Consider the following 22170-nt stretch of genomic DNA (forward strand, 5'->3'; position numbering starts at 1 on the left):
TCAATATTTAGATGTTTTTCTAAACATCTAACTATATACATGTATGAAAACCTGTTCACATTGGCGCATAAGAAGCAACGACAAATGAAAGCTCTCCCGGTGGCCTCCCCCCTTAAGACGCATCCAAAAATCGTTCACAAGGTGGGATCACCCATGTCATTCAACGAAGCGTTTAAAGCGATCGCCGATCCGACGCGCCGGAAAATTTTATCCTTGTTGCGAACAGGGGATTTGACGGCAGGAGAAATCGCCTCGCATTTCGATATGCAAAAACCGAGCGTATCGCATCATTTGAAAATTCTCAAGCAGGCTGATTTGGTGCAAGACCGGCGTGAGGGACAGCATATCTACTACTCTCTGAACACGACGGTGTTTCAAGATTTGCTTCGCTGGTTTTACGATTTTGTCGAAAAGGGGGAGAGACATGATGAACGTTAGCCGGCTGACGATCGTGTTGACGGTTCTCGCTTATTTCTTGAGTTTGGCCGCCCTTCCGTATTTGCCGGATCAAGTGGCGATCCATTGGAATGCATCAGGGGAAGCTGACGGCTTCAGCAGCAAATGGTTTGGCGCGTTGTTGCTGCCCGTTCTCATGACGGTGTTCACGTTTTTGATGGCGGTCTTGCCGAAGCTCGACCCGAAAAGAGAAAATTACGCCCGATTTCAAACAAGCTATCGTATGGTCAATGCGGCGCTTTCCTGCTTTTTCTTGGCGCTGCATGCCGTGACGTTGGCGTACAATCTTGGATTTTCCATCGATGTTGGGGCGGTCATGCCGCTTGGCATCGGCGGCCTGTTTCTTGTCATCGGAAATTATATGCCGAAAATCAAACACAATTATTTCATTGGCATTCGCACACCGTGGACATTAGCGAGTGAGACGGTTTGGCACAAAACGCACCGTCTTGGCGGCAAAGTATTTACCGCGATGGGGATTTTGTCGATGCTCACCGCGTTTTGGCGCGGAGAGATGAGGGCTGTTTTGTTTGTCGTCATCATCGTTGTCGGCAATTTGTATCTCATCGTTCGATCGTTTCTTTATGAGCAGCAAGAACAGCGCAACCGTTCCTAAATAAGCGGGAGGGGGAGAGGACGTGGGAGTGATCGGTGCGGCGGTGCAGCTCGCCATTTCATTGTTTGTTCCAGTTGGTCTCGCATGGTACGGAAGAAAAAAAGGATGGCTTTCATGGAAAGCGCTCGGCGTCGGGGCAGTTGTGTTTCTCGTTTTCTCACAAGTATTGGAAAAAGCGCTGCACATCGCTGTGCTCGAACCGGGCCGGCCGGCGTTAAAAGGAACAGGCAGCGTTTGGCTCTTTGTCCTGTACGCGGCGCTTGCCGCTGGCGTGTTTGAAGAACTTGGCCGCTATGTCGGGTTCCGTTGGCTGCTAAAGCAACATCGCGGATATGGCGATGGTTTATCATTCGGGCTTGGGCACGGCGGGACGGAAGCGGTATTGCTCGGGGTGGTTGGCGCGGTCAACGTCATCGTGCTTGCGAGCCTGATTCAATCCGGATCATTCGACAAAACGATCGCCCCATCGCTTCCGGCAGGACAGGCGGAGCTGATCAAGGAGCAAGTGTTGCACACGCCGTTTGCGATGTACGTGTTGGGCGGCTTGGAACGGCTGTTTGCTTTGGCGGTGCATGTGGCGCTGTCGCTCCTCGTTTTGCTTGGCGTGCGCCAGCGGCAGTTCCGTTATGTCCTGTACGCGATTTTGCTTCACGCGGCGATGGACGTCTTGCCCGCGCTTTATCAAGCGAAAGTGGTCAAAAACATTTGGGTGGTCGAGGGAGTGCTGCTCATTTGGGCGGTTGCTGCGGTTTCGTTCATCCGCCGGATCAAACCGGCATTCGGACAGGGGGGAGAGGAACGATGATTCGTGTAAAACGGCTTGACCATGTGCAAATTTGCATTCCGTTTGGCGCCGAAGACGAAGCGCGCGCCTTTTACACCGGTGTGCTTGGTTTTCAAGAAATCGAAAAGCCGGAATCGCTGAAAGGAAACGGTGGACTTTGGTACAAAGTCGGCGATATCGAGCTCCATATCGGAGCAGAAAACCGCGACGGCTACAACAGCAAAAGCCACCCGGCGTTTGAAGTGGAAGATGTCGAAGCCGCGCGCCGCTATTTGGAATCGCAAGGCGTCGCGACGCAAGACGAAAAACCGATCCCAGGGGTGAAGCGGTTTTCCTTTCGCGATCCGTTTCACAATCGGATCGAGTTGTTAGAAAAAGGATAAGATCGTTTCATAAGCCGTCCGATCGGGCAGTGCTCTTTTGTTCCTTCGCGATAGTAACCTCTTGTCATTCAGGGCATGCTAGAGACGAAGGAGGAATCGAGATGGAGAGAAAAGCGAACAACAAGCGCAACGACAAATCTGTCCGCACCGCTGATGCCCGGACGGCAGGCCGAGCAGCGATGAAGGAACAAACGGTGCAAGAGGCCTACAAGCAACGGGAAGAGCTGACGGCCGATTAAATCAAAAAGCGGGAGAAAGGACGCGTCCTTTCTCTCGCTTTTTTCGTTACGAATGCTCCTCTAAGCTTGCGACCGGCACGCTTTGCTTTTGATTCGGGTTGTCAAGCGGGTGAATCGTTGCTACGCCTTTTTGCTGATCGACATGCTCAATGTAAATGCGCTGGCCGTTGTACGTGACGTTTGCCATCACCGGCGACGACGCGATTTCTTGCGCCCGACGGACATCCATTTCCAACACCTCCTTTTTGCCGATAACACGTATAGTATGACATTTTTGCGATTTGACTATGCATGCGGTCGAGGGTGGAAATGAATAATTCACAGAACCATGTGCTAAATAATCAATAAACGAAACTGATCATCTTTTCCTAGCCGATTTGCGGATTTTAATGTAAACTATTTTTTATGAACAGTTTACATAAAAGGGGGATAGGGATGAAAACCGAACTGACCGTCAAACTGCACGAATGGGAACAAAAAGCGCAAAAACGCCAGCTGCGCCGGGCAGAGGCTTCAGGCGCTACGGTCATCCTGAACGGAAAGCCGATGTTGAATTTAGCGTCCAATAATTATTTAGGGTTGGCGGATGATAGGCGGCTCATCGAAGCGGGCTGCGAGGCGATGAGGGCATATGGGGCCGGAGCGGGCGCGTCGCGGCTCGTCGTCGGCAATCATCCGCTCTATGAGCGGGCGGAAGCCGCGTTGAAACAGTGGAAAAAAGCAGAGGCGGCTCTTATTTTCAACAGCGGCTACACGGCCAACATCGGCGTGTTGACAGCTTTAATTGGCCGAGATGATCTTGTCTTTAGCGATAAGTTGAACCATGCGAGTTTAATTGATGGCATCCGCTTGAGCAAAGCCGCCTGTTTCCGCTATCGACATCATGACATCGATCAGCTGGAATCATTGTTGAAGCAATCTCCGCCCGCGAAGCGGAAATGGATCGTCACCGATGCCGTCTTCAGCATGGACGGCGATATGGCGCCACTCGAGGAGCTGGTTGAGTTGAAGCGGCGTTACCGTGCCGTTTTGCTCGTTGACGAAGCGCACAGCGGCGGCGTGTTCGGACCGAACGGTGAAGGGCTGCTTCACCATTTCGGGCTTGAGAAGGAAGAGGATGTGATCGCCATCGGCACCTTCAGCAAAGCGCTCGGCAGCTTCGGAGCGTATGTAACGGGAGAGCCGTGGCTGGTCGACTATTTGATCAACAGCGCCCGCAGCTTGATTTTTACAACCGCCTTGCCGCCATCGGTCCTTGCCGCCAATGAGGCTGCCATTCATATTGTCCAAGCTGAGCCAAAGCGGCGCGAGCGGCTGCACGCCCTAAGCGAAAGATTCCGCACCAAGCTGAAGCGGCTTGGGTTTGACACAGGCGGCAGCGAGACGCCGATCGTTCCCGTGATCGTCGGTCCGAACGACCGAGCCGTGGCCATGAGCGAGCAGCTGCAAGAAGCTGGCATCGCGGCCGTCGCCATCCGGCCGCCGACCGTCCCTGAGGGGACAGCGCGCATTCGCTTTTCCATCACCGCCGCGATGACGGAAGAAGACATTGATATGGCCGTTGACTGCATCGCTTTGGCGGGGAAGCGGATTGGACTGATTTCGTAGGAGGAAACAGCATCATAATGATGGAACTGATGGAACGTGGGGGAAGAAAAACAAAAAACCAGCCGAACGTTTTTTCGGCTGGTTTCCTTCGATCGGGATGACAGGATTTGAACCTGCGACCCCACGCACCCCATGCGTGTGCTCTACCAAGCTGAGCTACATCCCGAAATGGATGGTGAGACATTTCCGATTATACAAGAAAAGCAGGACAAAATCAATGGCGAATTTTGCGTTGAGTTGGAAAAGGATGCCGTTGAAAGACTAGCGGCATCCTTGTTGCTGACAAGTCTGTTTTTTTCTGTTTTCATGCTCCTTTGAACGTATCTTCCTCTGTCTACCCGCCCCTGCTTTTGCGACAGAGAATTCGCCATTGATTATACGGCAAAGCATGCAAGATGTCCCGCTAAAGAACTCGTGATTGGAAACGAGTTGTTCAGCAGAGACTCTTTTTAGGTTGAGAAACTTTGCAAAATCGACTCGCCTTCCGCCACAAAAACCGCCGATAGGCCGAAAAGAATTGTTTTCCCGTCTTCTACACGCCTTGGAACACGAGCGCGGTGTCAATCGTTCCGATAACAGAATCGAACGTTTCTCCGCAGGCGATGATCGTCTCGGCGTATCGATCATGTTCGAGTGTGCACTGACGGATCGTTTTGTTGTATGGGTCGGCGATCCAGTATTCTTCCACTCCGTAGGCACAGTACAAATCTTTTTTCAGCGTCACATCGATTTTGTAGGTTGACGGGCTGACAACTTCGATGACGATGAGCGGCCGCCCCTTATAGCCGCCGATGATTTTTTCCGGCCGTTCGCAATAGACAGCGACATCCGGCTGGATAAACTCGTTCATCACTTTTCCGTTCTTTTCGAGTTTCACGGACAAGTTTGAAATCGGTTGACATGGGCTTTTTCCTTTGATCATGGAAACAAGATTGTCGCAAACGATTTGATGTTCCCATGACGGGGACGGGGACATGTTGATGGCTTCTTGCATGCTCCTCACCTCTTTTTCATTTCTTTTTCATTATACTTGAAACCGGTCTCCCTTGCCTACAACAAGGTTGTTGGAGAAAGACGATGGATGCCTATGTGCTCGAAGCAGGAAGATTCCGCCATCAAGGGATGTATGTTCGCGATGAGACAATTCCTGTCCGCCCCTTTCCCGGATTTGAAAAACATGTTTGCGGAGGAAGAACAAGAAAAAACAGTTGCTGTTCAAACAGCAGGCTCAGGCTGCTGGTTTGAGAGGAGCGGTTTTTTGCCGGCGGTCCGCTTGGTGAGCCCCGTCGGAAACCTCTGCTGTTTGAAGCGTTTGGGCATAGAAACGGAAAAAATAGGCGATACTAACCATCGGTGATGCTTGTGTACAACCAAGAAGAACTGGTCCGCTTTGTCGAAGAAGCGAAGCAGTACGCCCGCTACGGAAAAGTGGCTGACTACATCCCCGCCTTAGGCAAGGCGAACCCGAATGAGCTGTCGATCGCCATTTACACGCCGGATGACGAGGTGGTAAGCGCCGGCGATGTAACGGTGAAAGTGACGTTGCAAAGCATTTCCAAAATTATCGCGCTTGCCCTTGTGCTCATCGACCGGGGCGAGGATGAGGTGTTCCATAAAGTCGGCATGGAGCCGACGGATTATCCGTTCCATTCCATTGCCAAATTAGAGGAAAAGCCTGCCAAGCCGCTGAATCCGATGATTAACGCCGGCGCGCTTGTCGTCACGTCGATGATTCAAGGCAGCTCGGTGTCCGAACGGCTGGAACGGCTGTTAGCGTTCGTCCGCCGTCTCGCTGGCAACGAATGCATTTCGTACTCCGACGAAGTGGCCCGCTCCGAATATGAAACAGCGTTTTTAAATCGTTCGCTTTGCTATTTTCTCAAGCAGCATCGTATCATTGATGAAGATGTCGAAGAGCTGATGGAATTGTACACGAAACAGTGCGCCATTGAGATGACGTGCATCGACTTGGCGCGCATCGGCTTGGTGCTCGCGCTTGATGGACGCGATCCGCATTCGAGTGAGCCGCTCATGCCGCTTGATGTCGCCCGCATTTGCAAAACGTTCATGGTCACGTGCGGCATGTACAACTCATCAGGTGAATTTGCCATCAAAGTCGGCATTCCGGCGAAAAGCGGCGTCTCGGGCGGCATTCTCGCTGCCGTGCCCGGGCGGTGCGGCATCGGCGTTTTCGGCCCGGCTCTCGATGATAAAGGGAACAGCTTGACCGGGGTGAAACTGCTCGAGCGGCTGTCAAAAACGTATTCATTAAGCATTTTCTAAGGAGGAAATCACGATGAAAACATTTACGGTCCAGTTTCACCGCGAAGACGACGTCGAAGCGATGAACGTCGGCAAGTTGAGCCAAGAGGATTTTGACAAGGCGACCGAAGGCGGGACGCGGCATCTGTTTGACCTTGACACGAATATCGGCTATTTCGTCTTTTTTGACGCCGAGGACAACGAAGGCAAGGTATCGTATTTAATGCTTCAATACGAAGAAGACAGCGAAGACCCGAGCGCGTGCTACGGCTTTGAGCTGAAAGACTTTTACGAATTTATGGCGCTTTACTTAAACGACCTTGAATTCGCCGACGAAGAAGAAATGGCGGAAGATGGCGAAGAGGAATACGGCCCGATTCACCATTTAGCCCATTTGCTTTATCATATCGTCGAGGAAGGGAAGACGGTGGAGGTATGAGGCATATCCCAAGCCAAACGGCTTGGGGTTCTTTGTTTATAGGGCAAAAAAAGAATTTGGGGGCTTGACGAACGATTTTACGGCGATGTAAGATGGTTTTGTAATCGATTACATAATAAGCTGACAAAGCGGACAAGGGGCGCGATGCTGATAGACAGGCTGTCTTCATTGAAAAGGAGAAACGGAAAACGATGCCCGCTTTTCGGCTTTTGGCGAGAAAAGGACAGACAAGCGAAAACGAGGATGATTCGCCCATTTGTATGTAATCGATTACAAACAATCGATGCATAGACAAGCAGTGGGGGATGCCAAGTCAAAAGTCAATGGATGTCATGTCCAGGAGGTGATTGGGGCAGTCGAAGCAACCACTATACGCGATGCCATGCGGTGTTTGACAAATCCAAAATTTAAAGGGGGAGAATGACGATGAAAAAGACGTTAAAAACATCGGCTGTTTTGTTAGCGCTTACGATGGGGCTCGCGGCATGCTCCGGCGGCCAAAGCGAGAGCCAGACGGGCAAAGACAGCAAAAACGAAGAAGGGAAAACGAGCCAGTCTGAAAAAGTGAAAATTGTCTATGCCCGCGGCCAAGATTCTACGAAAGCCACTGAAAAAATCATCGAAGCGTTCGAGAAAACGCACCCGAACATCGATGTGGAATTTCGCGAAATGCCGGCTGACACCGGGAAGCAGCATGATGCGTATGTCACGATGTTAAATGCGCAGTCGTCGGAAATCGATGTCATGGATCTCGACGTCATTTGGCCGGCTGAGTTTGCTCAAGCGGGTTATACGCTGCCGCTCGACCGCTTTATTGAGAAAGACGGCATTGACCTCGGCAAATACAACCAAGGGGCGCTTGCGGCCGGCAATTTCAATGGCAAGCAATGGGCGATGCCGAAATTCATTGATGCCGGCATGCTGTTCTATCGCACCGACTTGGTGCCAAAGGACAAAGTGCCGAAAACATGGGATGAACTCTTAAAAGAGGCCAAAGAACTGAAAGGAAAAGGCGGCACGAAATTCGGCTATTTGATGCAGGCCAAACAATATGAAGGATTGGTGTGCAACGCGGTTGAATTTATCGCCTCTTATGGCGGGCAAATCGTCGATAAAAACGGGAATGTCGTGATCAACAGCCCAGAGACGATCAAAGGGCTGAAGAAAATGGTGGAAATCGTCAAGTCCGATGTTGTGCCGAGCAACATCACCACATTCACTGAACCAGAATCGCATACCGCGTTCATTGAAGGACAATCGCCGTTTATCCGCAACTGGCCTTATCAATACGCGCTAGCGAATGACAAAGAACAATCGAAAATCGTCGGCAAAGTCGGCGTGGCTCCGCTTCCGGCCGGAGACAAAGGTTCGGCTGCCGCGCTGGGCGGCTGGATGACCGCGATCAACAAATATTCGAAACATCCGAAAGAAGCATGGGAATTTGTCAAATTTATGACGGGGCCGGAGGGGCAAAAAATTTCTGCGATTTACGGCGGTTTAGCGCCAACGCTTCCCGAATTGTTTAAAGATCCGGATGTCTTAAAAGCCAATCCGTTCTTTGCGGAAGAAGGATTTGTCAATGCGTTGAACGCCGCTGTGCCGCGCCCGGTCGTCCCGAACTACCCGGAAATTTCGGAAATCATCCAAATTAACGTATCCAAAGCGCTGGCCGGGGAGCTGACGGTCGAACAAGCTGTGGCCAATATGGAAAAAGAAATGAAAGTAGCCTTGAATAAGTAAGGCGAATGACTGGGCCGGCGCGCCGCAGCCGATCCGAATCCGGCCAACGCCGGCCAATGCCCCATCAGCCAAACAAAGAACGCAATTTTGTTTGACCACTTTCGGTTCATTAGCCTTCAGGCCGCCATCTGCCCGGTGCTGAAGGCTAATATCCTTTTCTAAGCAGAAGGGAGAGAACAGCGATGAGGAATGAAAAGCGAATGGAGCGCCTATTAGGCTATTCGCTTGTCGCGCCGGCCATGCTGCTCATTTTGGCGATTGCCATTTGGCCTGTCATCCAGTCCTTTTATTACAGCTTGTTCGACTATCGGCTCAACGACCCGACCAAATCGTCGATTCACTGGAGTTACAGCCTCGATCTGGAAGGATATCTACAAAACTATCCGTTCCTCAAAAGCGCTCTTAAGCAGGAAATGGCGGCTGCGGATGGACAAACGAAACAAACGTTGGCGCAAATCGAACAAAAACTCGCGAAACTGGACGCGGCGATCCGTTCCAACGATCAAGTGGCGAAGCAATATGACAAAGTGAACGAAGTGCTCGACAATTTCGAGACGCCAAGCGATGAGCTGAAGATCGCCGAGCTGGACAAACAGACGGCCGAGCGGCTGACCGACACGGTTCATGATGTCGTAAAGACGCTCAAGGAGATGAAAAAAGCGGGCGAACTGCAGCAGGCGGATAAAGTCGTCGGCTTGGCCGAAGGGCTCGAAGGGGTCGTGATCGAGCCGAACTTTGTCGGCCTCAAGCATTATAAGGACAGCTTCAGCGACATGCGCTTATGGAAAGCGTTATGGAATACGACGTTCTTTACGGTGGTGTCGGTCGCCATTGAGCTGGTGTTAGGGCTCGGAATTGCGTTGCTCATCAATAAGGCCTTTTTTGGCCGCGGGCTTGTGCGGGCGACGATTTTGATTCCGTGGGCGATTCCTACCGCCGTATCCGCGCTTATGTGGAAATTTTTATACGATGGACAAAACGGCATTGTCGCCAAATATTTCGAAACGGTCGGCCTTGTCGACCGGATGGGGGATTTGTTGACGACGGAAGCGGGGGCGATGTTTGCGGTCATTTTTGCCGATGTATGGAAGACAACCCCCTATATGGCGCTCTTGCTGCTGGCCGGGCTGCAAACGATCCCGAGTTCGTTGTATGAGGCCGCTTCCATCGACGGAGCCACCAAATGGCAGCAATTCACAAAAATCACGCTGCCGCTGTTAAAATCAAGCATTTTAGTCGCGTTGTTGTTCCGCACGCTCGATGCGTTCCGCGTGTTCGACTTGATTTATGTCTTAACCGGCGGAGGGCCGGCGAACTCGACTGAAACGATTTCCATTTTAGCGTATAAAGTCATGTTCTCGCAGACGAATTTCGGTGCGGGATCGGCGCTCGCTGTCATCGTGTTTCTCTGCGTGGCGGTGATTTCCATGATCTATATTCGCTGGCTTGGGAAAGATTTGTTGTCTGATGGCTCCAGCGTCAAACGATAACGAAGGGGTGAGACGATGCAAAAAAAAGCCGGTCCGTTCTTTTACGTGTTTTTGGCCCTGTTTGTGTTCTTTGTGATGTTTCCGTTTTTATGGGTTTTGCTCAGTTCCATTAAGCCGCTTAGCGAATTGTTTGGCGACAAAGCGTTCGATTGGTTTACGAGCCATCCGACCTTAAAATCCTATGTGTCGGTCTTTGTCAATTACCCGTTTTTGCGCTATTTATGGAACAGCACGGTCGTGGCGACCATTACGACGGTGTATACGGTCTTTGTCGCCGCGTTTGCGGCTTATGCGATTGCGCGCCTTGAATTTAAAGGCAAGACGGTCATTCTCGGCTTGGTGTTGGCTGTATCCATGTTTCCGCAAATTGCCACCATTTCTCCGATTTACATGTTTGTGAAAAAATTCGGGTTGACGAACAGCTACTTGGGATTGATCATTCCGTATACGACGTTTGCCTTGCCGTTGTCGATTTGGCTGTTGGTCACCTTTTTCCGCAAGATTCCGTTTGATTTGGAAGAAGCGGCGAAAATGGACGGGGCGACGCCGATGCAGACGTATTTTAAAATCATTTTGCCGCTCGCTGTGCCAGGGGTGTTTACGACGTCCATTCTCGTCTTCATTGCCGCATGGAACGAATTTTTATTTGCCTTGACGATCAATACGGCGGAAAAATACAAAACCGTTCCGGTCGGCATTGCCATGTTCCAAGGCCAGTATACGATCCCGTGGGGCGAAATTTCCGCGGCCACCGTGATTGTGACGATCCCGCTCGTCATCATGGTGCTGTTGTTCCAGCGCCGCATCGTCTCTGGGCTCACGTCCGGCTCGGTAAAAGAATAAGGAACGAACGTGAAAAAGGATGCCAAGCGAGCATCCTTTTGTTTTTTGCGGTAATGCCCATTTTGCAACACGAAACCGAGAAGGAGCAGTTCTATCAGCTCGACTCCATTCATATGTTAATGACAGACGGCTAACGGGGAGGGATGCGTAAAGGCCAAAGATGATATGATTAATATTCAGAATATTAACAAAATGGACGGTGGCAGCCGTGAAAGGGGGTGGAATTTGTTTTTACTCTTTTTTGCACCAATCAAGGGGAGGGGAAGGCGTGCGATTTGACCGTCCGTTTGAACAGTATGCGCTTGGCGAGCGCCACCGTTCGCGCGGGCGAACGATCACCGAAGCTGATATTGTGCAGTTTGCCGGCGTTTCCGGAGATTTTTATCCGCTGCACATGGATGGGGAATACGCCAAGCGGACGCCATTTGGCGAGCGCATCGCCCATGGGATGTTGACGCTGTCGGCGGCGACGGGGCTGTGGATGATGGAGCCGGGAGTGGTCCTGGCGTTTTATGGCATCGATTCACTTCGTTTCGTTCGTCCCGTCAAGATCGGTGATACGATTTACGTGGAATCGGAAGTGAAGCGTTTGACGGAACGGGGCGAGGAAGCCGGGCTCGTCACGGTGCATCAGCGAATCGTCAACCAGCGGGAAGAAACGGTCGTCGATGCCGTTGTGCATGTGCTTGTTGCGCGGGAAGGGAAAGCTCCATGACGGGCTTGTGGAACGGCATTACGGTCTGACAAAGAAACGAGTCCATGACGGTTTGTTTTTGGAAGCGCTAACATTATGTTCGTTTTTTTGCTATCATCCATTTGTTTTTCCGTTTCCATGAGATGCGCGCACTTTGATTGCGTGAAAGGGGTGTTGTGAATGGCTGTAACGATGATGGATGCGGCGGAATTGAAACGCCAAAAAAAGCGGGCGGCGATTTCCAGTGTGGTCGGTACGACGATTGAATGGTACGATTTCTTCCTTTACGGGACGATGGCCGCTCTCGTGTTTCCACAATTATTCTTTCCACAAGGAGATTCGTACGTCGCACTGATGCAATCCTTTACCACCTTTGCTTTAGGATTTATCGCCAGGCCGGTCGGCGCCGCAATTTTCGGCCATTTCGGCGACCGCATCGGGCGGAAGGCGACGTTGGTGGCCACTTTGTTGCTGATGGGGTTGGCGACCGCGCTGATCGGCCTGATGCCGACATATGAGCAAATCGGCCTGTGGGCGCCGGTGCTGGTGACCGCGCTGCGTCTCATTCAAGGCATTGGCGTCGGCGGGGAATGGGGCGGCGCTATTTTGATTGCGATGGAGTGGGAAGAAGGCAAACGGCGCGGGCTGATGGCTTCCCTGCCGCAAATGGGCGTGCCGTTCGGGCTGTTGTCCTCTTCCCTTGTGACGACGCTGATGCTTGCGGCGGGCGGCGACAGCTTTTATGCGTGGGGATGGCGCGTTCCGTTTCTCATAAGCTTCCTTCTCATCGCCATCGGGCTGTACATCCGGCTGAAAGTGCTCGAATCACCGCTGTTCCAAGAAGCGATGAAAAAACAAGAAACGAGCAAGATGCCGGTCGGCGAGGTGCTGGTTAGGCATCCGCGCGAAATTCTATGGTCAGCGCTTGCGCGGGTGATTGAAAACGGGTCGTTCTACATTTTTGTCACGTTTATCGTCAGCTATGGGACGACATTTTTGGGGATGGAAAAAAGCATTTTCGTCAATGTGACGATTATCGCTGCGGTGATCAATGCGCTTTCGATCGTCTATTCCGGCCATTTATCCGATCGGTGGGGCCGCCGCCGCGTCTACATGACGGGCACGATTTTGTTGATGCTTTGGGCGTTTCCGTATTATTGGCTTGTCAATACGAAAAGTGTCGGGCTGATCTTCTTGGCGACGGTCGTGGCGATGGTGTTCCACGGCATGCTGTATGGCCCGCAGGCGGCCATGATCGCGGAAAACTTCCCGACGCGCTTGCGCTACAGCGGCGCTTCGCTCGGTTACCAGTTGGCATCGATCATCGCCGGCGGCCCAGCGCCGCTCGTGAGCACATGGCTTTTGCACAAATACGGCAGCGCCACGGCCATCTCCTTCTATATCGTCGTCATGGGCTTGATTTCGCTGGCTGGGGTGAAAATGCTTCAAGACCGCGCGCGTCAGGCGATTGATTAGATTAATCAGACTGAACTCCATTATGGGCGCCTTTGCGTTCAGGCAAGGGCGCTTCTTCCTGTCGCCTGCTAAGGATGCCGATGGACGGATATGTTTGCCTTATACGTTCATGCTCATGATTATGGTTTTCTGCTTGAATCCGAATGTTTCATACAGTTTCATCGCTTGATTTCCTGCATATACACGTAAACGAATCTCTGAATATCCATCCTGTTTAAGATGTTCGATGCCAGCTTCTATTAATTTCCTTGCAATTCCCTTTCCCCTAAATTCTTCTAACACAAACAATTCGTAGATAAATCCATATATTTTCTCAGTGAGCGGGTCTTGGCTTGCTCCGATTAAAATCCAACCCATGAGATGATTGCCTTCCGTTGCGATCAAATAATAGCTCCCTTTCTGCAATAATGGCTCAATCAGTTGTTTGACTTTTTCATCTGACGTTTTTGCCTCGCCTAATGTGCCATCGAATAATGCTTGTGGTGTAAGTGATAAAATCTTTTTATATTCCGAATCGTTTGGTTTTCTAATTTCCATAAAATGACGTTCTCCTCTCCATTTATAAATCCATTGTTTGTTAGGCCTTTTTAAGCACTGGACTTAGATAGAAAGAGGCTTTCATCAGTCATTATAGCAAAGAACGGGGTTACCAACGACAGTGTCTTTAACAGAGTCTAGAGGGATGGTGAAAAACGACCCATTTTCCGAATCCATTCTTTCGGACTGGCAAAGAGGGGCGATCGCACAAGGTTTCTCAAGTTGAGAAGAGGACGACTTTTGCGGTTTTTTCACTAAATCACTGGCCTTCTAGATTTGAACGCTCTCCCACCTACGCTTGCGCTTGGAGGTGGGGGCATCGATTCATCCCATACTTACGCTTATGCGTGGAAGTGGAGGTCTTCCCGGTGCGGGATGATAAAAATCCATTTCTTTATATGAGAAAGGGGCAAACCATGTCTAAGACGGATCGAAAAAACAACGCTTGACAACCGCCCTGTCTTTCATATACGATGAATATGTAATCGATTACATAACTGAGAGGACTATAACGAATGGCAAGCATAAAAGACGTGGCGAAACGGGCGAACGTATCGACGGCCACCGTGTCGCGCGTGCTGCGCAACGCGGGCAACGTCACTGAAGAGACAAGGCAGCGCGTGCTCGAAGCCATTGAAGCGCTGAATTACCAGCCGAACGTGCTCGGCCGGTATTTGCGGCGGATGGAGACCGAGACGGTGCTCGTCGTCGTGCCCGATATTACGAATCCGTTTTTCTCGAAGGTGCTGCGCGGCATTGAAGCGGTCGCCCTCAAGCACGGCTATCAGGTGCTGCTTGGCGATACGCAAAACGATGTCCGGCTTGAGGAGCAGTATTTGAATTTGCTGCCGCAGCGGCAAGTCGACGGGATGATTTTTTTGACCGCCCGCATCGGCAAAGAGCTGGTGGAAGAGATGGCGCGGCAGTTTCCGATCGTCTTGGCGTGCGAGTATTTGGAAGGGGCGGACATCCCGACCGTTTCGATCGACAACATCAGCAGCGCCCGCAAGGCGACAGAACACTTGATCCGCCTCGGCCATTGCCGCATTGCCCACCTGTCCGGGCCAATGAACATCATTTTAAGCCGCGATCGGCTGCGCGGCTACCAACAGGCGCTGGCCCAGCATGAGCTTGAGGCGGACGCTGCGCTCGTGCAGGAGGGTGATTTCACCTATGAGTCCGGATATAATTTGACGCTGAAGCTGCTCGCTCTTGAGAAGCCGCCGACCGCGATTTTCGCCGCCAACGATGAGATGGCGATTGGGGCGATCAAAGCGGTTCGCCATCGAGGCGGACGCGTTCCCGACGATGTGGCCGTTGTCGGATTTGACGACATTCAAATGGCCTCGATTTTTGAACCGAGCCTCACAACGATCGCCCAGCCGATGTTTGAGATCGGGCAAAAAGCGATGGAATTGCTGCTTGCGCTCATTGAAGGAACGAGCGCGCGGCGGCGTCAGCTTGTTCTTCCCGATCGGCTCGTCATTCGCGATTCGTGTGGAGGAGAGCGCTCTGGGCAAAGGGGCTGACAGCGCTCTCTGTCCGGTGCGGGGGAACGGGCGGATTTTTTTGCATGGTGATGTAATCGATTACATCACTTAGAAAACGGACGGCGAATCGGTGGAGCATATGGGACAGAGAAAACAAATGAGCGCAAGGGGGAAAAGGACATGGGAAACACACTTCCAATCCGCCTCGGCTTGATCGGAGCCGGAGGGATTTCCAATGAACACATCAAGGCGGCGCTAAAACTTTCGGAGCGCGCCGTCTTGCAGGCGATTTGCGACGTCAATGAACAAGCGGCCGCGGAAAAAGCGAAAACGTACGGCATCCGCAACGTGTACCGCGACTACAAAGAGCTGCTCGCCTCTCCTGATGTCGATGCCGTCATCATCACGGTGCCGAACTTTTTGCACGCCCAAGTGTCGGTCGACAGTTTGCGGGCCGGAAAACACGTTCTTTGCGAAAAACCCATGGTGACGAAAGCGGAAGAGGCGGACGCCATCATCCGCGCCCGAGACGAATCAGGCAAGCAGTTTATGGTGGCGCTGAACAACCGCTTCCGCCAAGCGGCGCAATGGCTTCATGAGCGAATCCAATCCGGCGCGTTCGGTGAGATTTATTACGCGAAAACGGGTTGGGTGCGCCGCCGCGGCATTCCCGCATGGGGGGCGTGGTTTTTTGACCGCGAACGCTCCGGCGGCGGCCCGCTCATCGATTTGGGCGTCCATATGCTCGATGTGACGCTTTGGCTGCTCGGGAACCCGAACCCGGTCGCGGTGACGGGGAAAACGTACGCGAAGTTCGGCCCGCGCCGCCAAGGGGCATGGCCGGGAACATCGTTTGCGCCTGATGCCGCCTATACGGTCGAAGATTTCGCCTCGGCGTTCATCCAGCTCGAAAACGACGCGACGGTGTTGCTTGAGACGAGCTGGGCGTCGCACATTGAAGAAGAGCGGGCATATGTCGAGTTTCTTGGCACGGAAGGCGGCGTGCGCTGGGAGTGGAATATCGCCGGCAACCGCCAAGAAGTGAAATGGTTCCGCAACGAACACGGCGTTCCGGCCGATGTCACGCTCCATTTTGATGACCAGAGCGAGCGGGTGGCGCTGCTCGATCATTTCCTCACGAGCGTCACGGCGAATACAACGCCGCTTTGCACCGCTGAACAAGGGCTTACGATCGCCAAAGTGTTAGAAGCGATTTACGAATCGTCCGAAAAAGGGCGGCAAGTTCGCATCGAATGGTGAGAAACGCTCCATGAATCGCACTGGCGTCCCAACGAGTCGCGAACATGGGGAAACATTCCAAAAAACACTCGGCCTAGCCGCATACAGGCAGGTCGAAAGAACCAAGGGGGATCAATGAATGACCACACCCATCCGCGTTGTCGTCTGGAACGAATTTCGCCATGAAAAGAAAGATGAACAGGTAAGAGCGATTTATCCGGAAGGAATGCATACCGTCATCGCGAGCTACCTAGCCGAAGCAGGGTTTGACGCCGCGACCGCTGTCTTGGACGAACCGGAGCACGGCTTGACCGACGAGGTGCTCGACCGGTGCGACGTCCTCGTCTGGTGGGGGCATATCGCCCATGATGAAGTGAAAGATGAGGTTGTCGAACGCATCCACCGCCGCGTGCTGGAAGGAATGGGGCTCATTGTCCTTCATTCCGGCCATTTCTCGAAAATTTTCAAAAAGCTGATGGGGACGACATGCAATTTGAAATGGCGCGAAGCCGATGAAAAAGAGCGTCTCTGGGTCGTCGCCCCGGGCCATCCGATCGTGGAAGGAATCGGACCGTACATCGAGCTTGAGCAGGAAGAAATGTACGGCGAGTTTTTCGACATCCCAGAGCCGGACGAAACGATTTTCATCAGCTGGTTTGAAGGCGGAGAAGTGTTCCGCAGCGGCTGCACGTTCACGCGCGGGAAAGGGAAAATTTTCTACTTCCGCCCCGGCCATGAAACGTATCCGACGTACCATCACCCGGATGTGCTGAAAGTGATCGCCAACGCCGTCCGCTGGGCCGCGCCGGTCAACCGCGGGGAAATCGTCTTTGGCAACGTCAAGCCGCTTGAGCCGATCAAAGCGAAACAAGGAGGAGTGACGCAGTGAAACCGATCAATGTCGGCATTATCGGCACAGGCTTTTCCGCTTCTTCCCATATTGAGGCGCTCCGTCGCCTGCCGTTTGTGAACATTGTCGCCATTGCCTCAAGCAGCCAAGAAAAAGCGGAGGAAGCCGCGCGCCGGTTCGGGATTCCGAAAGCATACGGCGACTACCGCGCCTTAATTGACGACCCGGACGTCGAAGCCGTTCACAACTGCACGCGCAACGTTTCGCATTTTCCCATCAACAAGGCGGTGCTTGAGGCGGGAAAACATTTATTGTCGGAAAAGCCGCTCGCCATGGACAGCGAACAGTCGGCGGAATTGAAGCGGCTCGCTGAACAAAGCGAAAGCCTTAGCGCGGTCTGCTTCAACTACCGCCACTACCCGCTCGTTGTCGAGGCGAAAGAGCGGCTTGCCCGTGAGGCGAAGCGCGTCCATTTCGTGTACGGCGGCTATGTGCAAGACTGGCTCTTGTATGACACCGACTACAACTGGCGGCTTGAGCCGGCGCAAAACGGCTCGTCGCGCGCCATCGCCGACATCGGTTCGCACTGGTGCGACACGGTTCAGTATGTGCTTGGCAAGAAGATCGTTGAAGTGTTCGCCGACTTGCGCACCGTCCATCCGGTTCGCTACAAGCCGAAACAGGAAGGGAGCACGTTTACATCCGGCCACAACCAAGACGCGGAGCCAGTCCAGATTGACACCGAAGACGGCGGCAGCGTGCTCGTCCATTTTGACGACGGCACCCATGGGGCGTTTACGATTTCCCAAGTGAGCGCTGGCCGGAAAAACCGGCTCTATTTTGAAATCGCCGCCGATGAGATGACGCTCGCCTGGGACCAAGAGCACCCGAACCGCCTCTGGGTCGGGCGCCGCAACGGCCCGAACGAAGAAATCGTCCGCGACCCAGCACTCTTGTCGCCGCAAGCCGCCGCTTACGCCCATTATCCAGGCGGCCATGAGGAAGGCTGGCCGGACGGGCTGAAAAATTTGTTCCGTGATTTTTACTGCGCCATCATCCGGAAACAACGCGGTGAGGCGCTCGGGGAACTGCCGTTTGCGACGATCGCTGACGGCCACCATACGATGACGATCGTCGACGCCATTTTGGAAAGCCATCGCACCAAACGGTGGGTGCGGGTGGCGGAATAAGCGGCGTCAGCACCGCGGAGACGTCGGCCTCGTTTTGCTCGCTGGGCGCTAGATGATGCCACAACAAAATGGAACGGCGGAGCCGGCCGCCGACCGGCCGGCTTCACACCGCTAGAAAGGGGAGAAGAACGAGATGAAAGTAGGCGTATTTACCGTTTTGTATCAACAGCTGCCGTTGGAAGACATGCTCGACAAAGTCGCCGCCATGGGCATTGAGGCCGTTGAGCTTGGCACCGGAAATTACCCGGGCAACGCCCATTGCGATCCTGACGCGCTTTTGGACCAGCCGGAAAAAATCAAAGCTCTGAAAAAAGCCGTCGCCGACCGCGGCCTTGTGATCAGCGCCTTAAGCTGCCATGGCAACCCGCTTCATCCGGACAAAGCGTTCGCGAAACAGTCGCATGATACATGGAGGAAAACGGTCAGGCTCGCTGAGCAGCTTGAAGTCCCGGTCATCAACGCCTTCTCCGGCTGCCCGGGCGACCATCCCGGCGCCAAATACCCGAACTGGGTCACGTGCTCCTGGCCGCCGGATTACTTGGAAATTTTAAAATGGCAATGGGAAGAAGTCGTCATCCCGTACTGGCGCGAAGAAGCAGCGTTCGCCAAGGAGCACGGCATCACGCAAATCGCCTTTGAAATGCATCCGGGCTTCGTCGTCTACAACCCGGAAACGCTCCTCAAACTGCGCGAACACGTCGGTGAAGCGATCGGCGCCAACTTTGACCCGAGCCACTTGCTTTGGCAAGGCATCGACCCGGTTGAGGCGATCAAACTGCTCGGCCGCGAAAAAGCGATTTTCCACGTCCATGCGAAAGACACGTACTTAGACGAAGCGAACATCCGCAAAAACGGCGTGCTCGATACGAAACATTACAGCCAAATTCTCGATCGCTCATGGGTGTTCCGCACCGTCGGCTACGGGCAAAGCGAAAAAATGTGGCGCGACATCGTCAGCGCCCTGCGCGCCGTCGGCTACGACTACGTGCTGTCAATCGAACACGAAGATATGCTCGCTTCGATCGATGAAGGGCTGTCAAAGGCCGTCGCCCTCTTGAAAAAGGTGTTGTTCAAAGAAGAACTGCCGGAGATGTGGTGGGCATAAAAAGAAGGCGGCAAGGAGCGAGGGGCTCTTTGCCGCCTGTATGCTTGCTTTGACATCTGCCGCCAAGAGATCTCACGTTTTCGACATAGGGGCTTCATGCGGACATTCGTTCGGCCGCAAACAGTTTCTTTTGGAAAGCCAACGTTGTCTCTTGTCCGTTCGGGCGCTTCTGTGACGAAGCGGTCATGAACGCCAGCGGACGGACTCTTCCCAGCGGTTGATCCACTTCATCAGCATCCGAACGAAAAACGACAGAAGAAAGATCGTGACAAACGAATGCATCCATGTCCACGTATGGTACGTGATCAAATTTGTATACTTTTCATAAAGAACTTCTATGAACGTCAAAGCGGCTGTATACAAGGCGCATTGTCCGACAATGCCGAAAAAGCTCGAATGGTACGACGTTCGATAAAAATACACGCACATGATCGGATACAGAAAGTATTCAAACAAGATGCTCGTGTCGAAGTATTGCCCCAAAAACCTCACGGGATAGTCGAGCAAATGCTTTTCGACCACAATGACACCGAAAAAGGTGGAAAAATAAGCTTTCAATAAAAACACGAGAATCACGTCTTTAATGGGCGGTTTGCGCAAGCTGAAAACCAATAGGATGAGGCCCAGCGCCAGCAACACCCATAAGTGGATTCGATCCATGTCTCCATCCTCTCCTGTCAGGGGTTCTGTTGTCCAGCCTGTGCTGTGCGGCCGATCAGAATGTCATAGATCCACCGGGCGTTTGATCAGGCATGGGCGCAAGCGCGGCTGTAGACCGATTCATGCAGGGCACCCAAGGCGCAGCCCCCGTTTACATCGCGTGCGCCGTCTCACGGCCGATGCGCCCTTTCATGAACAGTAGCCGATGCCCATCCACCGTCAAATCGATCATCGCCCCGTTCAATATGTCTTCGCCTGATTTCCGCCCGTTCGCCTGCAAATACTTCACTCGATACCATTTTCGTCCATATTCAAAATAGAGATACTGTCCGCGCTGGAAATCGATCCAAAACTTCACCCGCTCGCCGTTCACGGTCTTCCATACATACCCCCAAGCCCGGTCTTGGCGGATCGGCGCCATTTTCGGGCGCGCGGAATTGATGGCTTCTTGACACTCCGCACGGCTAAAGCCATGGGATTCTTGGGTCGTTCGCGTCCTCATCCATTTCTGGTTCGGACCACGCCCAAGTTCAGGGGTGTGTCATCACCCCGTCCCATCGGGTTAGAATGTACCCCGATGGGCGGCGCACCTGTGACCAGTGCGCTAGGTTAGGCGGCGAAGCCCGAAATCGCTTTGGCGATGTTGATGGCGCCATTTAAGTCGGCGTGGATGGTGTATCCGCACTTTTGGCATCGGAAGCGGATGCCGTTTCGGTTCGCTTTCTCTCGATAACCACATTTACACGTTTGGCTCGTGTAGGTCGGCTTCACCCACTCGACCCGAATGCCCGCCATTTCCGCTTTATAGGCGATCATCGTTTGCAGTTGATGAAACGCCCAAGCATGAAGGCTTCGCCCCGCTTCTTTGGGCGATGCCGCCCGTTTCCGAATGCCCGTCAAATCTTCCATCCGAATCACGCCAACACCGTTGGCGAGCGCAAAGTTGACGATTTGACGGCTGATTTTGTGATTTTGGTCCTTCATCCAGCGGGACTCTTTGCGGCCGATTTTGCGAATCATATGGAGCTTCTTCGCTTTGCCCAACGTTCGCCGCAAAGCCGCATATCGTCGGCGAATGAAGGCGCATTGGCTCCCTTTGAAAAACAACGATTTCGTTCCCACGCTGGCCACAGCGATATAACGAAGTCCCAAATCAACGCCCATTACCTTCGTTTCTTCCCGTTGTTGGACTTCAACTGTGATCGCAACAGCCAAGCACCATTTCTTTCTCTTTTTGTAGAGCTTGGCGGCCCCTTGTTTGGCGGTTCCGTTAAGCAGCCGATTCAGCCATGCTTCTTGATAGGGGTGCGTGACGACCGGCACGCCAATTCGCTTCTCCAGTGTGGGGAAGGAAACCGTGTAGAACGCTCCTTTCTTTTCCACCTTCACGTTTTGATTGTTAAAGCAACACCAGAATGTTCGAAACTTCTTTGTTTTCTGGTTTTTCTTTTGGGACTTCACTTCTCGAATCGTTTGATTCACGACGGCGGAAGGAAACCGCTGCGACGAAAACTCTTTAAAAATTTTGCTCGTCGCTTGATTCAGTTCTGGATGATCCAACAGCCAATTCGCAAACTCTGTATTCACTTCTGTCATCCGTTCATACATTTCCTGTTTGACTTTCGTTGGGTTGTGCAGTTCCAGCCTTAGTGTGATCGTCGGCATGGGTTCACCCCCTTTTCTTTTGAGATTCCACATAATGTTTGATGGTTTCGCTTGATCCATTCCCTGCTGTACTAACGAAGAAAGAGCGTGTCCAAAGACTAGGCAAATGAGATAAGTATTGAAATTCCTGCCTTAATCGTCTGGGAGTCACTCCTTTCACTCTTGCCATCATATCTGATGGAGAATCAGAAGGGAGGCCATTCAAGAACAAACGACAACGATCAGGCATCACTTCCATCGCAAGGATGACCCCATCATTCTCTTGGCAAATTTCTCTACTAACTGCTTGAATCGCTCTTCCACTCTGCCTACTAACACCTTTCTTCGATAACGCGGACAGAAAACAAAATGATAGTAAATCAACGATACAGTTGTTTTCGTTCTTCGATATTCTTGTTCCATAT

At 52.6% G+C, this 22170-nt stretch carries 25 protein-coding genes, 1 tRNA gene and 1 pseudogene; 19 read left to right on the forward strand and 8 right to left on the reverse strand.

Translation table 11 applies throughout. The annotated features are described in order from the left end of the window. The first annotated feature begins 153 nt into the window (after positions 1 to 153). From ABS784_RS14795 to ABS784_RS14815, 5 genes are all read left to right on the forward strand, one after another. A complete protein-coding gene (locus ABS784_RS14795) occupies positions 154 to 438 on the forward strand; it encodes an autorepressor SdpR family transcription factor (RefSeq protein ID WP_131873952.1) in 285 nt (94 codons plus the stop codon). Continuing rightward, on the forward strand, positions 425 to 1072 hold the full coding sequence (locus tag ABS784_RS14800; protein WP_131873954.1) for an SdpI family protein: 648 nt from the start codon (positions 425 to 427) through the stop codon (positions 1070 to 1072). The genes ABS784_RS14795 and ABS784_RS14800 overlap by 14 nt, the downstream gene beginning before the upstream one ends. 22 nt (positions 1073 to 1094) lie before the next feature. Further along, on the forward strand, positions 1095 to 1877 hold the full coding sequence (locus tag ABS784_RS14805; RefSeq protein ID WP_042382290.1) for a YhfC family intramembrane metalloprotease: 783 nt from the start codon (positions 1095 to 1097) through the stop codon (positions 1875 to 1877). Then, entirely contained in the window at positions 1874 to 2239 is a 366-nt protein-coding gene (locus tag ABS784_RS14810; RefSeq protein WP_042382294.1) for a VOC family protein, read from the forward strand. The genes ABS784_RS14805 and ABS784_RS14810 overlap by 4 nt, the downstream gene beginning before the upstream one ends. 101 nt (positions 2240 to 2340) lie before the next feature. Next, positions 2341 to 2478: a hypothetical protein gene (locus tag ABS784_RS14815; RefSeq protein ID WP_011231615.1), complete on the forward strand. Its 138-nt coding sequence runs from the start codon at positions 2341 to 2343 to the stop codon at positions 2476 to 2478. A 46-nt stretch (positions 2479 to 2524) separates the two neighbouring features. On the opposite strand, the gene ABS784_RS14820 is transcribed toward ABS784_RS14815, so the two are convergent. Continuing rightward, a complete protein-coding gene (locus ABS784_RS14820; protein ID WP_011231614.1) occupies positions 2525 to 2707 on the reverse strand; it encodes a small acid-soluble spore protein H in 183 nt (60 codons plus the stop codon). 206 nt (positions 2708 to 2913) lie between these two features. Here ABS784_RS14820 and bioF point away from each other — a divergent pair, with 206 nt between their 5' ends. Beyond that, the gene (gene bioF, locus ABS784_RS14825) at positions 2914 to 4086 is read left to right on the forward strand and encodes an 8-amino-7-oxononanoate synthase (protein ID WP_011231613.1); all 1173 of its coding nucleotides are present in this window, start codon (positions 2914 to 2916) and stop codon (positions 4084 to 4086) included. Between the two features lie 92 nt (positions 4087 to 4178). Here the strand turns inward: bioF and ABS784_RS14830 are convergent. Further along, positions 4179 to 4252, reverse strand: a tRNA-Pro gene (locus ABS784_RS14830). 366 nt (positions 4253 to 4618) lie between these two features. After that, on the reverse strand, positions 4619 to 5080 hold the full coding sequence (locus tag ABS784_RS14835) for a Uma2 family endonuclease (protein WP_042382299.1): 462 nt from the start codon (positions 5078 to 5080) through the stop codon (positions 4619 to 4621). A gap of 83 nt (positions 5081 to 5163) precedes the next feature. On the opposite strand from ABS784_RS14835, the gene ABS784_RS14840 reads away from it, so the two are divergent. The 8 genes from ABS784_RS14840 to ABS784_RS14875 all read left to right on the forward strand — a co-directional run bounded on the left by ABS784_RS14840 (position 5164) and on the right by ABS784_RS14875 (position 13030). Next, positions 5164 to 5331 (forward strand): hypothetical protein, encoded by a 168-nt coding sequence (locus ABS784_RS14840; RefSeq protein ID WP_227016132.1) that lies wholly within the window; start codon positions 5164 to 5166, stop codon positions 5329 to 5331. Between the two features lie 111 nt (positions 5332 to 5442). Beyond that, complete coding sequence (glsA, locus tag ABS784_RS14845) at positions 5443 to 6369, forward strand: glutaminase A (RefSeq protein ID WP_119877974.1); 927 nt, start codon at positions 5443 to 5445, stop codon at positions 6367 to 6369. 13 nt (positions 6370 to 6382) lie between these two features. Next, complete coding sequence (locus ABS784_RS14850) at positions 6383 to 6787, forward strand: hypothetical protein (protein WP_011231609.1); 405 nt, start codon at positions 6383 to 6385, stop codon at positions 6785 to 6787. A gap of 426 nt (positions 6788 to 7213) precedes the next feature. Beyond that, positions 7214 to 8527: an ABC transporter substrate-binding protein gene (locus tag ABS784_RS14855; protein WP_352513008.1), complete on the forward strand. Its 1314-nt coding sequence runs from the start codon at positions 7214 to 7216 to the stop codon at positions 8525 to 8527. Between the two features lie 182 nt (positions 8528 to 8709). Next, positions 8710 to 10017, forward strand: coding sequence for a carbohydrate ABC transporter permease (locus tag ABS784_RS14860; RefSeq protein ID WP_352513010.1), 1308 nt, complete (start codon positions 8710 to 8712; stop codon positions 10015 to 10017). 15 nt (positions 10018 to 10032) lie between these two features. Further along, positions 10033 to 10860: a carbohydrate ABC transporter permease gene (locus tag ABS784_RS14865; protein ID WP_011231606.1), complete on the forward strand. Its 828-nt coding sequence runs from the start codon at positions 10033 to 10035 to the stop codon at positions 10858 to 10860. Between the two features lie 268 nt (positions 10861 to 11128). Continuing rightward, the gene (locus ABS784_RS14870) at positions 11129 to 11575 is read left to right on the forward strand and encodes a MaoC family dehydratase (protein ID WP_011231605.1); all 447 of its coding nucleotides are present in this window, start codon (positions 11129 to 11131) and stop codon (positions 11573 to 11575) included. Between the two features lie 159 nt (positions 11576 to 11734). Next, positions 11735 to 13030 carry an MFS transporter gene (locus ABS784_RS14875; RefSeq protein ID WP_352513012.1) on the forward strand — a complete coding sequence of 432 codons (1296 nt, stop codon included), beginning with the start codon at positions 11735 to 11737 and terminating at the stop codon, positions 13028 to 13030. Between the two features lie 99 nt (positions 13031 to 13129). On the opposite strand, the gene ABS784_RS14880 is transcribed toward ABS784_RS14875, so the two are convergent. Further along, entirely contained in the window at positions 13130 to 13567 is a 438-nt protein-coding gene (locus ABS784_RS14880; RefSeq protein WP_352513014.1) for a GNAT family N-acetyltransferase, read from the reverse strand. A 515-nt stretch (positions 13568 to 14082) separates the two neighbouring features. Between ABS784_RS14880 and ABS784_RS14885 the strand changes: the two genes are divergently transcribed. The 5 genes from ABS784_RS14885 (at position 14083) to ABS784_RS14905 (ending at position 19441) form a co-directional block, all read left to right on the forward strand. Next, the gene (locus ABS784_RS14885) at positions 14083 to 15096 is read left to right on the forward strand and encodes a LacI family DNA-binding transcriptional regulator (protein WP_352513016.1); all 1014 of its coding nucleotides are present in this window, start codon (positions 14083 to 14085) and stop codon (positions 15094 to 15096) included. A gap of 141 nt (positions 15097 to 15237) precedes the next feature. Next, complete coding sequence (locus ABS784_RS14890) at positions 15238 to 16317, forward strand: Gfo/Idh/MocA family protein (protein WP_352513018.1); 1080 nt, start codon at positions 15238 to 15240, stop codon at positions 16315 to 16317. 118 nt (positions 16318 to 16435) lie between these two features. After that, complete coding sequence (locus ABS784_RS14895; protein ID WP_144329832.1) at positions 16436 to 17185, forward strand: ThuA domain-containing protein; 750 nt, start codon at positions 16436 to 16438, stop codon at positions 17183 to 17185. Beyond that, positions 17182 to 18336, forward strand: a complete 1155-nt coding sequence (locus ABS784_RS14900) for a Gfo/Idh/MocA family protein (protein ID WP_352513020.1) — start codon at positions 17182 to 17184, stop codon at positions 18334 to 18336. Before ABS784_RS14895 ends, ABS784_RS14900 begins: the two co-directional genes overlap by 4 nt. 133 nt (positions 18337 to 18469) lie before the next feature. Then, positions 18470 to 19441 carry a sugar phosphate isomerase/epimerase family protein gene (locus ABS784_RS14905; protein ID WP_013144983.1) on the forward strand — a complete coding sequence of 324 codons (972 nt, stop codon included), beginning with the start codon at positions 18470 to 18472 and terminating at the stop codon, positions 19439 to 19441. 183 nt (positions 19442 to 19624) lie between these two features. Here the strand turns inward: ABS784_RS14905 and ABS784_RS14910 are convergent, their stop codons facing one another. The 4 genes and pseudogenes from ABS784_RS14910 to tnpA all read right to left on the reverse strand — a co-directional run bounded on the left by ABS784_RS14910 (position 19625) and on the right by tnpA (position 22168). Continuing rightward, positions 19625 to 20101: a CBO0543 family protein gene (locus tag ABS784_RS14910; RefSeq protein ID WP_131873962.1), complete on the reverse strand. Its 477-nt coding sequence runs from the start codon at positions 20099 to 20101 to the stop codon at positions 19625 to 19627. A gap of 151 nt (positions 20102 to 20252) precedes the next feature. Continuing rightward, the gene (locus tag ABS784_RS14915; protein ID WP_011231594.1) at positions 20253 to 20603 is read right to left on the reverse strand and encodes a hypothetical protein; all 351 of its coding nucleotides are present in this window, start codon (positions 20601 to 20603) and stop codon (positions 20253 to 20255) included. Between the two features lie 107 nt (positions 20604 to 20710). Continuing rightward, complete coding sequence (locus tag ABS784_RS14920; protein WP_011231593.1) at positions 20711 to 21766, reverse strand: RNA-guided endonuclease TnpB family protein; 1056 nt, start codon at positions 21764 to 21766, stop codon at positions 20711 to 20713. Positions 21767 to 21770: 4 nt separating this feature from the next. Next, positions 21771 to 22168, reverse strand: a pseudogene (gene tnpA, locus ABS784_RS14925) (IS200/IS605 family transposase). Positions 22169 to 22170: the final 2 nt, after the last annotated feature.

It is taken from the genome of Geobacillus sp. G4 (genome assembly GCF_040327975.1).
GTDB classification, from domain to species: domain Bacteria; phylum Bacillota; class Bacilli; order Bacillales; family Anoxybacillaceae; genus Geobacillus; species Geobacillus thermoleovorans.